The following is a 13376-nucleotide window of genomic DNA, read 5'->3' on the forward strand; positions in this document are numbered from 1 at the left end:
GAGCGTCAGGACGCACCGGGCGACAGACTGAAGCAGGTGATCACCGCGCTGTAATGAACGGCCGCCGCCGAGACAACGAAGCCGTGCCAGATGGCATTCTGGTATTTGAGCTTTTCCCAAACGTGGAAGATGACGCCGAGCGAGTAGATCATGCCGCCGATGACGATGAGCCAGACGGTGATGGAGGGCAGATATGTCGAGACCGGCTGCATGATCATGACGCCGCTCCAGCCCATGCCGAGATAAAGCAGGATGGCGAGCCTGTCGTAGCGACCGGGGAAAAGGCATTTCAGCAGTACGCCTGCAATGGCGCTAGCCCATATGGCAACGAGCATGACGAGGATCAGCGGATCTTCGGCGCCGCGTTGGAGAAAGGGCGTGTAGGTTGCCGCGATCAGGATGAAGATTGCCGAATGGTCGAGCCGGCGCAACAGCCATTTGGTGCGGGTATAAGGCCAGAGATTGTAGGTGAAGGAGATCGACAGGCACAGCACCAGGCCGATGCCGTAGATCCAGGCCGCGACCAGTTGCCCATGGCTGGACCAGACGCTGGCATAGAAGATCAGCGCCGTCGCGCCGATCAGCGCAAAGACGATTCCTATGCCGTTGACAATGCCATCGGCTACCAGTTCGCTGAAATCGTAACGTCGTCCGAAATTGAAGAAATCGCTCATTTGTCCTCGCTCTAACTGCGGGAAATGATGGCGTCGAGGATGCGCCAAGGCAAGAGCAGCGACGGCTAAAATCCGCTTCAGCTTTTCGTTCAGAATACTTGCTGGGCGCCATTGTCAACAAAGCGACGACGATCTTTCGCCGGAAGGCTCTCTATCGTGAACGATGAAAATCCCGGATATTGTCGCCGAACATTTCGTACAGGTCGGGAGCACCGCTACCATGACAATCACTGCCGAACCCTTTGCCCTGACGCGCCCGGCGCATGTAGGCCGCGCTCATCTCGTGGTGGACGACCTGCGACTGGTCTCCGACTTCTACCAGACGATCGTCGGGCTCTCCGTTCTGGAAAAGACGGCAAGCGGCGAAGTGCTGGGCGTCGCGGGTACGCCGCTGCTGACGTTGACGACGGGAACAGGGGTAGCGCGCGCACCGCGCAACGCCGCCGGTCTTTTCCACACGGCGTTTCTGGTGCCCGACCGCCCTGCCCTTGCGCATTGGCTGGCGCATGCGGCGGAAAACGGCGTCCGGCTCGATGGCGCGTCGGATCACCTCGTCAGCGAGGCGCTCTACCTGTCGGACCCGGAAGGCAACGGCATCGAGATCTACCGCGACCGCCGGCCGGACGAATGGACCTACCACCCGGACGGTACGGTTGCCATGGCGACCGAACGGCTGAACCTGCAGGCGCTGGTTGCCGGCGCACCCCAGAGCCGCTGGGGCGGCATGGCGGACGGCACGGCGCTCGGCCACATCCATCTCCAGGTCGGCGACATACCGCAGGCGGACGCCTTCTATCGCGACGTGCTGGGGCTGAAGATCATGGCCCGCTATCCCGGCGCGAGCTTCTTTGCCACCGGCGGCTACCATCATCATATCGCGGCTAACATCTGGAACAGCCGAGGCGCCCGCGCCCGCGAAGACAAGATGACCGGCCTTTCCGACTATATGGTCCACTTCAACGACAAGGCCTCGCTCGACAAGGCGCTTGCCGCGGCAGAAGTCCAGGAAATCACCGTCGAGAAGAATGCCGAAGGCTGGTCCCTGCGCGATCCTTGGGGCATCGGGTTGACCCTTGCAGCCTAAGGCGGATACTGCGGTCCAGACCGAGCCCTGGGGCATCGGCCTCACCCTCGCAGCATAGGGCGGAGACTGCGGACTGGGCCGAGCCCTGGGGCATCGGCCTTACCCTCGCAGCTTAAAGCCCAGATTGCGGCTGGGCCAAGTCCTTCGGCGTAAAGCGGAGCGCATCATTAGACGACGGCTATGGCAGCGCGGGTGTTGAGATATGCTGCCGTATCAGGTCCATCGGTCATCATCGTATCGCGCCACAACTGCTGTTCGGCATTAATCAGCCCCAATTCCCATACGCACGCAATCACGGGTCTCGTTGCGGTGTCCATAGGTTTATCTGCGCCCCACAGCGTTCGGCGAATGTGTTGGCAGAGCACTGACCCCTGGATCCACCAATGCGCTAGAACTGATATGCCGAGATCACCTGGATGTATGATGACGAAGCCTAACCCGTTGTCATCGCCTTCAGCCGACACGAGCGGCGGTAGGTCTTGCACAACAAATGCGTTGGCATCATCGATCATGGAACTGGTTAACTCTTTTCCGGCGGCTAGAACGCCGTAAACCTTAAGCTTAAGATGACCAACGTCCCAAGTTCCCAAATACATTACGGTTCGCGGGCTATAGCGTTCAATTGTCCCCGTGCTCATCGATAAATCCTCGTTTCCCGATACTCTCCCGCATGACAGCCGAGAATGTCAACTTGTGCTCAAGACCCGGAGCCGCTGCGCGCCCTTGCTTCAGAAGAACAGATGGATATGTCACGGCAAAGTATCATGGAGGCTGAATTCCTGGATGACGCCTGTACGCATCACTGCTGACATGACGCCGTCAGGAGGGGTTATGGTAGAAGTCGATATTTCGGCAGAACCAGGGGAATGTCCGTGTCCGTCATCAGCCACATCACGTTGGGAACGAACGATAAAGAACGCTCGGCGAAATTCTACGATGCGGTGCTTGGAGCCATTGGCTTCTCCAGATTGCCTAAACCACCCGAAAAGCCGTTGGCATATGAACGAGATGGGAAGATGCCGACGATTTACATCTACACTCCGGAAGATGGCCGTCCGGCGACCTGGGGGAACGGCACGCATATTGCCTTCATTGCCGATACCAAAGAGCAGGTTCACTCGTTCTATGAACACGCCCTAGAATTGGGCGGCAAGAGTGAAGGTCAACCTGGCCCTCGCGCGCATTACGGGCCAAACTACTATGCCGCTTACATTCGCGATCCGGATGGAAACAAACTTCAGGCGGTCTGTTACGCGGCAGATTGACCGCCATCAGGTTCCGGCCAACCGCGTTGACTTTTGACACGGTCTGCGGAGTTTCTGTCGCCCCCAAGAGCCGCATCGCGTCCGCCCGGAACCGAATGCCCGGCGCCGCGTTCTAGGGGCTTCACCGGGGACCCCATTATGGCAGTGATCAGCGCGCGCGGCGGCAAGCCGAAAAAGCATCCAATGGATATGGGTCCCTCCCGGAAGGAAGCGGTCGCAGCCCAGATGGAAGAGGATGAGGATAACGAGCCTCTGGTCCTTGGCCGGGAAGCGCTCGACGTCGCCATGGCCTGGGCGACGATCGGCATATTCATGATCGTCTTCTTCGCGCTGGTCCATTACATGGCGCTGATCCTCATTCCGGTCACGCTCGCCGTGGTCGTGGGGCTCATCCTGGGGCTCGTCGCAGACAAGCTCGGAAAGCTCGGCGTACCGCGCTCCGGCATAGCGCTCATCCTCTCCTCGTTGGTGTTCGCAGCACTGTTCCTGATCATCAACGCGCTTGCCGAACCCGCCGCAACGCTTGTGAGCGAAGGTCCGAACTTCGTGCAGCAGATCATCAACCGCACCATGCCGATCCTGGAGCGCCAGCACTGGCTGAACATCTCGCCCTCGACCTTCCAGACCGGGCCGATGTCGATGCAGTCGCTGATCGAGAATTCCGGGAACATCCTCGGCGTCGTGACCTCGAACCTGACGCCAGCCATCGTTCAGGGCCTGATCTTCTTTGCCGCTCTCCTGCTGTTTCTCTATGGCCGGTTGCGGCTGCGCCGCACGATCATCATGGCCTTTCCCAAGCGCCGGCAGAGGCTGATGACGATCCGCGTCCTCAATGCCATCGACCGGGTGCTGGGCTATTATTTTGCCACCGCCAGCGTCATGTATTTCTGCCTTGGCGTGGTGATGACGCTGATCGCCTATTTCGGCGGCCTGAGCATGCCGGTGCTGTGGGGCGTATTCGCCTTCGTTTCGAGCTTCATCCCCTTCCTGGGGATCACGCTGATGACCGTCTCGGTAGCGATCGCCGGCATCCTGACCCATGACGGACTGCTGGTGGCGCTGATCCCGGCGATCATCTTCTTCTCCGTTCACCTGGTCATGGAAAACCTGCTGTTTCCCGCAGTCATGGGACGGCAGTGGGAGCTCAACCCCTTCGTCGTCTTCATCGCCATCCTGTTCTGGACCTGGATGTGGGGTGCCGTCGGCGCGATGCTCGCGCTGCCGCTGTCGCTGATCATGATGACCGTGCTGTCGGAGCTCTTTCCAGAGCGCAAGACGGTGCCGAACCTGCCCGGCTGAAACCGCAACGACCGGACGAGGAGGCGCTGCCTTCTCGTCCGGCCACGTGTATCGCGTCATTCGTAGAGGTAGTGTTGTTCCCACTCCTCGCGGGGAACCTTCGAACCGATCTTGTAGTCGAAGGACTGGACCTTCAGGCCTTCGTCGGCCGTCTCGCATTTGTATTTCAGGCGATACCAGTCGCCGCCGCTGCGAAAGACGGCGCCGGGCGCACGGATGGCGTCGCCCGCCTCCACCGGATCGCCGAAGCTGTAGGCGATGACCTTGTCCGGCTTGAAATCGCCTTCCTTGCGAATCCTGTCCATGGCTTCCATGTCGCAACGCTGTTCGCGACGTTCATCGGGTGCAAGGGCATTCAGCTGCTTGACGATCCGATCATCCAGCGCATGGGCGCTCGACGCGGAAAACAGGGCGAAAGCCACTAGCAACAGCGGTTTTTTCATGTCGTTCCCATCAAGATGATTCATTGCGGCGCGGAAAATAGGAAAGTGTGTGGCGATTGACCATCTACCGGCGCGCGAAATAGGATGTTGTGATCGGGGTGGGGTTAGGCGCCGCAAAAATGGCGAATGAAGGGCTGACAAGCAAACGGCTGGAGAGGATGCGCGCCAATCCACAAGCGGATTGGCGTATGGAGGACATCATCGCCGTCTGTGCGGAGTTCGAAATTGCATGCCGAGCCCCGCGGGGAGGAAGCTCGCACTTCAAGGTCAGTCATCCCGCCATACGGGATATTTTGACTGTTCCTTCCAAACGGCCGATCAAACCTGTATATATCAGGCACCTGGTGCAATTCATCGATGCCGTGAGGACCGCATGAGCTCGTTGCTTTATTCCGTTCTGGTATCTCCGCTTGCGCCTGAAGACGGCGGTGGCTTCGTGGCGACCGTTCCGGATCTTCCAGGCTGCATTAGCGACGGGGAGACACCGCAGGAGGCGCTTTTTAATGTTCAGGATGCCATAGAAAGCTGGATCGAGGCGGCAGAGGATCTCGGGCGCGACGTTCCGAAGCCTTCCAGGCAGCTTGCCTACGCGAAATGACCTCAAACATCATCCTTTCCTTACTGCTATTGTCGGCGTCTCGCTGGTAGCGGGCTTCGTCTACTGGCAGAACGAGCGCGATGCCGTGCAGCGGGCGAAGAAGAAGTAGCCTCTTTGCTTCGCGCTTGCCTCTCCGGGCGACCACCCCTATCTCTGGCACTCCTTCCATGACTTTCGGAGTGCTTCCTTGGCCCCCTCCCCGACATCGCCCTTTGCCAACCTGCCGACACCGCCCAAGGCGGCGAAGAAGCCCGTCAGCGACACGCGTCACGGTGTAACCCGCACCGACGATTACGCCTGGCTGCGCGCGGATAACTGGCAGGCCATGTTCAAGGACCCTTCCATTCTCGACCCGGACATCCGCCGGCATCTGGAGGCGGAGAACGCCTATATGGAAGCGGCCATGGGCGACACGGCCGAGCTTCAGAAGGCGCTGTTTGCCGAGATGCGCGGACGCATCAAGGAAGACGACAGCTCCGTTCCGATGAAGGACGGCCCCTTTGCCTATGGATCGCTGTTCGTGACGGGCGGCGAGCAACCGCATTATTTCCGCACGCCTCGGGATGGCGGCGACCGTCAGCTCCTGCTCGATGGCGACAGGGAAGCATCGGGCAAGGACTATTTCCGTCTGGCCGGCATCGACCACACTACCGACCATGCCAAGGGCATATGGGGTTACGACGACAAGGGCTCGGAATATTTCACGCTGCGCGTTCGCGATCTTTCGACCGGCGAGGACTTGTCCGATGTGATCGAGAACACGTCCGGCGGCGGCGTCTGGGCACCGGACGGCAAGAGTTTCTTCTATACGTTGCAGGACGAGAACCACCGTCCCTCCAAGGTCTTCCACCATATCGTGGGGCAGCCGCAATCGGCCGACCGGCTGGTCTACGAGGAAGAAGATCCGGGCTTCTTCATGGGGGTCGGCGGATCCTTGCTGGACGACTTCATCTATATCGACATCCATGACCACGAGACGTCCGAATACCGGCTGCTATCCACCACGGACCTTATGGCGGAACCCCGGCTGGTGGCGATACGCGAGGAAGGCATCGAATATTCGCTGACCGAGGGTGGCGACGTCTTCTACATCCTCACCAATGAGGGCGGCGCCAAGGATTTCAAGATCTGCCAGGCGCCCGTTGCATCGCCAGACAAGGAGAACTGGACGGAACTCGTGGCCCACGAGCCCGGTCGGCTGATCATCAGCCATATGGCCTTTGCGCGTCATCTCGTCTGGCTGCAACGCAAGGACGGCCTGCCGCAGATCATCGTGCGCGACCGCGTTTCGGGCGAGGAACATGCCATCGCGTTCGATGAGGAGGCCTATTCGCTCGGGCTGCAGGGGGCAGCCGAATACGATACGGACGTCATCCGTTTCTCCTATTCCTCCATGACGACGCCGAGCCAGTTGTTCGACTACAATATGGCGACCCGCGAACGGGTTCTGCTGAAGACGCAGGAAGTGCCGTCGGGCCACGATCCCGAACACTATGTAACGCGCCGGGTGATGGCGCCGGCCCATGACGGAGAACTGGTGCCCGTCACGCTGCTTTACCGCAAGGACACGGTTCTCGACGGTTCGGCGCCCTGCCTGCTCTATGGCTACGGCGCCTATGGCATCACAATTCCCGCCAGTTTCTCGACCAATGCGCTGTCGCTCGCCGATCGCGGCTTCGTCTATGCCATCGCCCATATCCGCGGCGGCAAGGACAAGGGGTTCGCCTGGTATGAAGACGGCAAGATGCAGGCCAAGGAGAACACCTTCAAGGATTTCATCGCCACCGCCGATCATCTGGTGAAGGAAGGGTTCACCTCCTACGAGAACATCATCGCGGAAGGCGGCTCTGCCGGCGGCATGCTGATGGGCGCGGTCGCCAATATGGCGCCGGAGAAATTCGCCGGCATCATCGCCGCCGTACCTTTCGTCGATGTTCTCAACACCATGCTCGACGACACGCTGCCGCTGACGCCTCCCGAATGGCCGGAATGGGGAAACCCGATCGAGAGCCTCGATGAATACCAGTGGATTGCGGCCTATAGCCCCTACGACAATGTTGGGGCGAAACCCTATCCGCCGATCCTTGCGATCTCGGGCCTCACCGATCCGCGCGTTACATATTGGGAGCCGACCAAATGGGTGGCTAAGCTGCGCGAGACAGCGCCGGACGCCGGACCTTACCTTCTGAAGACGAACATGGCGGCCGGGCATGGCGGCAAGTCGGGTCGTTTCCAGCGGCTGGAGGAGATCGCCTTCGAATATGCCTTCGCCATCAAGATGGCCGGCAAGATGTGAGAAGCCCGGTGGGCGGCGGCAACGTCGCCCTCTTCCGGCCCCGGCAGCCCCGCCGGAACGGAGAAAGAACGACGCAGCGCCATCATCATCTCGGTAATTCTTTGTCAAGCCTCTGAAAGCTTCGGCACAAACGGGACGCAAGCCTCGCGCAAGCTTCGCGGATTAACCTCTCCTTAACCGAAGTAAATGGTTTGGGCTGAGTGCCATGAAAATCGACAGCGGCCTCAACGGCTACTACTATCAAGGCCGTGCGCAGGATATCGACCGGAAAACGGAAGATGCACCGCAGCGCGAAGATGCCATCGTATCCCGCATGGCCGATGCCATCACAGGCAGCAGCACGCTGTTTTCCAGTTCGCTGTCCAATGCGCTCTGGGTCATGGAAAGCGGCCAGTCCTCGGCGACACCGGCCCACGAAGCCGTAAGCGCCAGCATGTCCCAGGACTGGGTCGAGAACCTCTACCAGGAATTCAACTAAGATTGTCTTTACGCGGCTGCGGCCGGCGTGACTTCCACCGTGACATGCGACAATTCTTCAAGGTCCCGTAGCTTTTCCTTGTAGAAGGAGGGCTCGCGGGGCTTTTGCGCAACCAGCGCAACAATCGCCGCATGATGACCCGGCCCGACCTGCCAGACATGCAGGTCTGAAATCCGATCCTCCTCCGTTTCCACGGCGCGGCGAATATCGTCCGCAAGGTCGTCCCCGGATGCGCGCGCATCCAGAAGGACGGTTGCGGTCGCCTTGATCAGGCTCCAGGACCAACGCGCGATAACCAGTCCGCCGACAATGCCCATGATCGGATCGAGCGCATTCCAGCCGTAGATCCAGCCGAGCGTGAGCGCCGCAATCGCCAGAACCGATGTCAGCGCATCGGCGACCACATGCAGATAGGCGGCCCGCAGATTGTTGTCTGCGCCTGCATGAGCGCCATGGTGACTGGCGTCATGGTGATGCCCGCCATGATGCCCTGCGTGGTGAGCGTGATGCCCGCCGTGGTGATGATCGCCCTCGTCCTTCAGCAGCCAGGCGCTGACGAGATTGACCACAAGACCGATGACGGCGACGAGGATCGCCTGGCTGAAGTCGATCGCGACCGGATTTGCCAGCCGCACCAGGCTTTCGACGGCAATCAGCAGCGCGATCAGGGCGAGAACGATGGCACTGGCAAAACCGGCGAGGTCACCGAGCTTGCCGGTGCCGAAGGTGAAGCGCGGATTGCGCGCCTGGCGGCGGGCATAGACATAGGCCAGCACCGAGATCAGCATGGCGGCGGCATGGGTGGACATGTGCCAGCCATCCGCCGTCAGCGCCATCGAACCGAAGACGGAACCACCCACGATTTCTGCCACCATCATCGTTGCCGTCAGCGCTATGACCAGCCAGACCTTGCGCTCGTTGCGCGCATGGTCTGCGCCGAGGAAAACATGGTCGTGCCTCAGGCTTTCCACATCCCGTTCCATTGTTCGTCTCCTTCGATCGTCAGCGGATATAGGTCCGCAGCACCTGGGCCAGTTCGTTTGCCGCCTCCGCCCTCGCCGTCTCGTCGCTAGCATGAAGCACATGTTCGTGGAGATAGCCTTCCACCACTTCGCTGGTGAGGCCTGCAAGAGCGCCGCGGATGGAGGCCAGAAGCTGCATGACATCGCCGCAGGGAGCCTCGGATTCCAGCGCCCGCTCCACCGCCTCCATCTGCCCCTTCATGCGCCGCACCCGCGCCAGAAGCTTTGCCTTTTCTCGAACCGTATGGGCCAAACGACTGCTCCAATAATATAGGGGGGTATCCTATATGCGGCAGCCAACCCTTTCAAGCCGGCTCGGAGATTGCCTCGAGTATGGCAGTTGCAGCGCCGGCTTTGCGACATTAGATTTGGAGCGTGAGGCGGGCGTTCTTCATCAGCGTGACGATACTGCCGCTGCGGAATGCGAATTTGGAGCGAACCATGCTGTCGATCGGAGACCTGTCCAGACGCACCGGCGTCAAAGTGCCAACCATCCGCTATTACGAGCAGATGGGGCTCCTGGAGGCGGCCGAACGCTCGGAAGGCAATCAGCGCCGCTACGAGCAGCGGGATCTGGAGCGCCTCGCCTTCATCCGCCACGGTCGGGATCTTGGGCTCGATATCTCGGCCATCCGCGAGCTCATCGCGCTCAGCCAGCATCCGCAGCAACCTTGCGCCCATGCGGACCGGATCGCGTCCGACCATCTCGGCACCGTGCGGGCCAAGATCGCCAAGCTCAGGACGCTGGAACAGGAGCTGGAGCGGATCGTCTCCCATTGCGACGGCGGGCATTCCATCGAGGAGTGCTATGTCATACGCTCGCTTTCCGATCACGGGCTATGCAAGAGCGAGCATTAGAGGGTGTCATCTGCCGTATCGAGCGGCTTGACCCTGTGCTTAAGGCTACGATACGCGCCGCTCTCCTCGCATCTGTTCCCGCTTGAGCCAACCGCACGAGTTCCATTAACCCTGACCCATTCTCAGCAATCTCCCGGCGAAACTTTCCTCTCTCCTACCCATTTAGTTGTGCTACGACGGGAACGATGACACAGGCGAAAGGTTACGGACCACGCAATCTTTCAAGGAGATATTCATGCGCGCCCTAAACCTCGTCACTCTCTTCCTCATCATTGTCGGCGGCCTGAACTGGCTCCTCGTCGGCATCGCCCATTTCGACCTTGTGGCTGTGATCTTCGGCGGCCAGGACGCCGCACTTTCCAGGGTCGTCTATGTTCTTGTCGGTCTATCAGCCCTTTGGCAGATAATGCCTTTCGCCAGGGCTATCTCGGCTGGCGAACCGGCTGCCGAAGCCAATCTGGCCAACCGCCGCTAAGACCGGCGACAAGCATTCAGGCTGCCGGTTTGGAACCGGCCGCCTTGATCATGACCAAGTTTCCGCACGAAATCCGAAGGAACCTTTTGCGCCTTTGTCTGTTCATGCGTCGTTGCTCGGGGAGAAGTTCGTGATTCGTGATGCAGTGGTTCGTGTATCGGCGGACCTGAATTGGAATGAGCCTGTGTCGGCTGTCAGCCGTGGCTTGGTGCTTGTCACCATCAATGGGCCTGCAGAAGCATTCGACTTCCTCAGCAATGAGTGGCCCGCCCGCCAGGGTCTGATCTTCGAAGATGCACGCAAAGCCGCCATGGATGCTCTTCAAGGCGCCTCCCGCCCGGCGGACGCGCGTTCCGCCTTCATCACCGCCTGCGAAGATGCCGGCTGCCTTGTAAGACAGATAGCCTCTCGTTAGTGGGCGAGCCTGCAGATTGCGCATTATCGCAGCCGCTTGACAGTCCCATCGTTCGGGCGCATTGAACTGGGCATGATCAAGACGCGCACCATCAGCTCCTGCACGTATTTTTGGGCCTACCTGTAAAGGGCGGCTCGACAGATCATTTTGTCAACAAGCCGCCGTCAGGCGGCTTTGTTGTATCAAACGGCACCTGACGGCACTCGAAACGAAAAGAGGATGCCGGACATGACTGCCCCGCTCATCGAAGACAGCGAAATCTCCCTGACCCGCCCGCCGGTGGTAACCATTCGTGCCGCCAAGCGACACGACCTGCCGGAGCTCAGCGACATGATCGCCCTGCTCGCCGCCCATCACAACGACGCGGCGGCCATGACACCCGATACGCTTGAGCGGGATCTCTTCGGTGACATGCCGTGGATTACGGCGCTGGTCGCCGATAGCGGTTCCGGGCTGGTGGGCTACGCCATCCTCGTGCCGCTCTACAGGGCGCAGGAAGGCCAGCGCGGCATGGACCTGCACCATCTCTTCGTGCGCGACGGTCAGCGCGGCCATGGCATCGGCCAGCATCTGGTGGCGCGCGCCCGCGAAGTGGCAAGGAGCGCCGGCTGCGGCTACCTCTCCGTGAGTGCGGCTACCGGCAATTCCGCCGCGCATCGTTTCTACGAGCAGATGGATTTCAAGCCGCGCCCGGTCATCGGCATGCGCTATATGCAGGCGCTGGCGTGAGGCGGAGGGATTCTACCACCGTCTGTGCATAGACCCCGGCACATCCGGTCCAGGCGAAGCTCAATCCTGCTCGGGCAACGGGTCGATGACGCTCACAACCCGCGCTACGATCTCGTCGATCGTGGCCTTGTCCAGCGTCTCTATAAATCGCGCCGTCTTGCCCTGGACACGCGCCGGGATATCGAAGCTGCGGACCTGATTGCAGACGACGACGCCGGTCGTATCGTGTCCCGACACGGGCACTGCGAGACCGACATCGCGCATAAAAGCGCCACCACTGGTGATCGGCACGGTCATGCTGACCCCAAGAGCGTTGATGGCGCGCGGGCTGATAACGACGAAGCGGTGGCGGTCCTTCATCTCACGCCCTGCCACCGGGTTGGGATCGATCCAGAACACATCGCCGCGATCGGGCACGCCGCTGCGCACCATCATACGATCTCGTGCCCGACCGGATCTCCTTCCATGGCCCAGGCCATGTCGGCATTCATGCGGGAGACATGCTCCTGCCCTTCCAGCAGTTCGCTCAGCTTGTAGCGCTTGCGGGTCTTGAGCGGACGGGCCACAAGCTCGCCATCCGCGACGGCAAGCGACAGTTGATCGCCCACTTCAAGCTGCATCATCTTTAAAACCGTCGGCGGAATGGTCACGATGGCAGCACCGCCCTGCCGCCTGATCTTCGTCGTCACGCTCATTCAGCGTCTCCATTGTGCAACAAATATAGCACATATGGAGGCGTAAACAAGCATTACTGCGCCGGCACGGCCTTGAGATAGGCGGCGATGGCTTCGAGATCCGCCTGCGGCAGATGGGCGAGGTTCTGCTGCACCTCCGCCATCTGACCGCCGGCCGAATCATAGTCCGGCGTGAAGCCCGTCTTGAAGTAATTCACGAGGTCGTCCTCGCTCCAGGACTTGATGTCGCCGCCGGGCGTGATGTCGGGGATCGAGCCCTTGCCTTCCGGGTTCGGGCCGCCGGCCAGCCATTTGCCGGAGACGAAACCGCCAAGCGCGTCGCGCGGCGTATGACATTCTCCACAATGCCCGGGTCCCTCGACCAGGAACTGGCCGCGCTTGACCTTGTCATCGGCGCTTGCAAGCTCCACGCGGGGCTGATCGGTGAAGTAGAGCAGTTTCCAGCCGCCGATCGTCATGCGGATGTTGAAGGGAAAGCCGAGTTCGTGCGGCGGCGCGACATTGCTGCTTGCCGGCAAGGTTTTGATATAGCCGAACAGGTTGTTGATGTCGGCAGGCGACAGCCTCGCATAGGAGCCGTAGGGAAAAGACGGGTAGAGATGCTCGCCGTCCGGCCCGATACCGCGGGTCATGGCGTTGCCGAACTGCGCCAGCGTCCAGTCGCCGATGCCGTCCTTGGGATCGGGCGAAATATTGGGAATATGGAAGGTGCCGAAGGGGCTCGGCAGCGCCCGTCCACCCGCAAGCACCTTGGCGGCATCGCCTGTCGCGCCGGTTGCGGCATGACAGCTGACGCAGCCGCCTGCCCAGAAGAGCTGCTCGCCCTTGGCCAGATCGGGCGAGCCAAGATTGGCCCAATCGGACTCGGGCCGCGGGGATGGCTTGGTTAGCGCCCATGCGGCTACGGCTCCAATTGCAAGCACAAGTAAAGCGCCACCCAGGATTTTCGAGCCTCTCGAGGCCATGGCTATTCTCCCCCGCGCCTGTCTCAAACTCGAGCGCACCTGATGGCATGGAGAGCGGCCGCATCCGGCGACCGCCCTGC

The 13376-nt window shown here is 60.6% G+C and carries 18 protein-coding genes; 10 read left to right on the forward strand and 8 right to left on the reverse strand.

Annotated elements, in window-relative coordinates:
• Positions 1-5: 5 nt before the first annotated feature.
• Positions 6-674 (reverse strand): PAQR family membrane homeostasis protein TrhA, encoded by a 669-nt coding sequence (trhA, locus tag EPK99_RS20650; protein WP_128444939.1) that lies wholly within the window; start codon positions 672-674, stop codon positions 6-8.
• A gap of 220 nt (positions 675-894) precedes the next feature.
• Here trhA and EPK99_RS20655 point away from each other — a divergent pair, with 220 nt between their 5' ends.
• A complete protein-coding gene (locus EPK99_RS20655; RefSeq protein WP_128444940.1) occupies positions 895-1758 on the forward strand; it encodes a VOC family protein in 864 nt (287 codons plus the stop codon).
• 167 nt (positions 1759-1925) lie between these two features.
• Here the strand turns inward: EPK99_RS20655 and EPK99_RS25765 are convergent, their stop codons facing one another.
• The gene (locus tag EPK99_RS25765; protein ID WP_128444941.1) at positions 1926-2396 is read right to left on the reverse strand and encodes a hypothetical protein; all 471 of its coding nucleotides are present in this window, start codon (positions 2394-2396) and stop codon (positions 1926-1928) included.
• A gap of 234 nt (positions 2397-2630) precedes the next feature.
• On the opposite strand from EPK99_RS25765, the gene EPK99_RS20665 reads away from it, so the two are divergent.
• Both EPK99_RS20665 and EPK99_RS20670 read left to right on the forward strand, forming a co-directional pair.
• Positions 2631-3023, forward strand: a complete 393-nt coding sequence (locus tag EPK99_RS20665) for a VOC family protein (RefSeq protein WP_128444942.1) — start codon at positions 2631-2633, stop codon at positions 3021-3023.
• A gap of 138 nt (positions 3024-3161) precedes the next feature.
• Positions 3162-4322, forward strand: coding sequence for an AI-2E family transporter (locus tag EPK99_RS20670; RefSeq protein WP_128444943.1), 1161 nt, complete (start codon positions 3162-3164; stop codon positions 4320-4322).
• A gap of 56 nt (positions 4323-4378) precedes the next feature.
• Here the strand turns inward: EPK99_RS20670 and EPK99_RS20675 are convergent, their stop codons facing one another.
• Positions 4379-4765, reverse strand: a complete 387-nt coding sequence (locus EPK99_RS20675) for a DUF930 domain-containing protein (RefSeq protein ID WP_128444944.1) — start codon at positions 4763-4765, stop codon at positions 4379-4381.
• A 373-nt stretch (positions 4766-5138) separates the two neighbouring features.
• On the opposite strand from EPK99_RS20675, the gene EPK99_RS20685 reads away from it, so the two are divergent.
• From EPK99_RS20685 to EPK99_RS20695, 3 genes are all read left to right on the forward strand, one after another.
• Positions 5139-5363: a type II toxin-antitoxin system HicB family antitoxin gene (locus EPK99_RS20685; protein ID WP_128444946.1), complete on the forward strand. Its 225-nt coding sequence runs from the start codon at positions 5139-5141 to the stop codon at positions 5361-5363.
• A gap of 187 nt (positions 5364-5550) precedes the next feature.
• Positions 5551-7659, forward strand: coding sequence for a S9 family peptidase (locus tag EPK99_RS20690; protein ID WP_128444947.1), 2109 nt, complete (start codon positions 5551-5553; stop codon positions 7657-7659).
• A 205-nt stretch (positions 7660-7864) separates the two neighbouring features.
• Entirely contained in the window at positions 7865-8137 is a 273-nt protein-coding gene (locus EPK99_RS20695) for a hypothetical protein (protein WP_128444948.1), read from the forward strand.
• A gap of 8 nt (positions 8138-8145) precedes the next feature.
• On the opposite strand, the gene dmeF is transcribed toward EPK99_RS20695, so the two are convergent.
• Positions 8146-9120, reverse strand: coding sequence for a CDF family Co(II)/Ni(II) efflux transporter DmeF (gene dmeF / locus EPK99_RS20700; RefSeq protein ID WP_128444949.1), 975 nt, complete (start codon positions 9118-9120; stop codon positions 8146-8148).
• Between the two features lie 19 nt (positions 9121-9139).
• Positions 9140-9412: a metal/formaldehyde-sensitive transcriptional repressor gene (locus EPK99_RS20705; protein WP_128444950.1), complete on the reverse strand. Its 273-nt coding sequence runs from the start codon at positions 9410-9412 to the stop codon at positions 9140-9142.
• A 188-nt stretch (positions 9413-9600) separates the two neighbouring features.
• Here EPK99_RS20705 and EPK99_RS20710 point away from each other — a divergent pair, with 188 nt between their 5' ends.
• From EPK99_RS20710 to EPK99_RS20725, 4 genes are all read left to right on the forward strand, one after another.
• The gene (locus EPK99_RS20710) at positions 9601-10017 is read left to right on the forward strand and encodes a MerR family transcriptional regulator (protein WP_128444951.1); all 417 of its coding nucleotides are present in this window, start codon (positions 9601-9603) and stop codon (positions 10015-10017) included.
• Positions 10018-10252: 235 nt separating this feature from the next.
• A complete protein-coding gene (locus EPK99_RS20715) occupies positions 10253-10492 on the forward strand; it encodes a DUF378 domain-containing protein (RefSeq protein ID WP_128444952.1) in 240 nt (79 codons plus the stop codon).
• 130 nt (positions 10493-10622) lie between these two features.
• Complete coding sequence (locus tag EPK99_RS25380; RefSeq protein ID WP_164901827.1) at positions 10623-10907, forward strand: DUF982 domain-containing protein; 285 nt, start codon at positions 10623-10625, stop codon at positions 10905-10907.
• Between the two features lie 147 nt (positions 10908-11054).
• The gene (locus EPK99_RS20725; protein ID WP_205909115.1) at positions 11055-11636 is read left to right on the forward strand and encodes a GNAT family N-acetyltransferase; all 582 of its coding nucleotides are present in this window, start codon (positions 11055-11057) and stop codon (positions 11634-11636) included.
• Between the two features lie 60 nt (positions 11637-11696).
• Here the strand turns inward: EPK99_RS20725 and mazF are convergent, their stop codons facing one another.
• From mazF to EPK99_RS20740, 3 genes are read right to left on the reverse strand one after another with little or no spacing between them, the layout of a single operon-like run.
• Complete coding sequence (gene mazF / locus EPK99_RS20730; RefSeq protein ID WP_245582501.1) at positions 11697-12071, reverse strand: type II toxin-antitoxin system toxin MazF; 375 nt, start codon at positions 12069-12071, stop codon at positions 11697-11699.
• On the reverse strand, positions 12068-12331 hold the full coding sequence (gene mazE, locus EPK99_RS20735; protein ID WP_128444955.1) for a type II toxin-antitoxin system antitoxin MazE: 264 nt from the start codon (positions 12329-12331) through the stop codon (positions 12068-12070). The genes mazF and mazE overlap by 4 nt, the downstream gene beginning before the upstream one ends.
• 53 nt (positions 12332-12384) lie before the next feature.
• A complete protein-coding gene (locus EPK99_RS20740; protein WP_128444956.1) occupies positions 12385-13296 on the reverse strand; it encodes a c-type cytochrome in 912 nt (303 codons plus the stop codon).
• Positions 13297-13376: the final 80 nt, after the last annotated feature.

The sequence above is a fragment of the Neorhizobium lilium genome, from assembly GCF_004053875.1.
In the GTDB taxonomy this organism is placed as follows: Bacteria; Pseudomonadota; Alphaproteobacteria; order Rhizobiales; family Rhizobiaceae; genus Neorhizobium; species Neorhizobium lilii.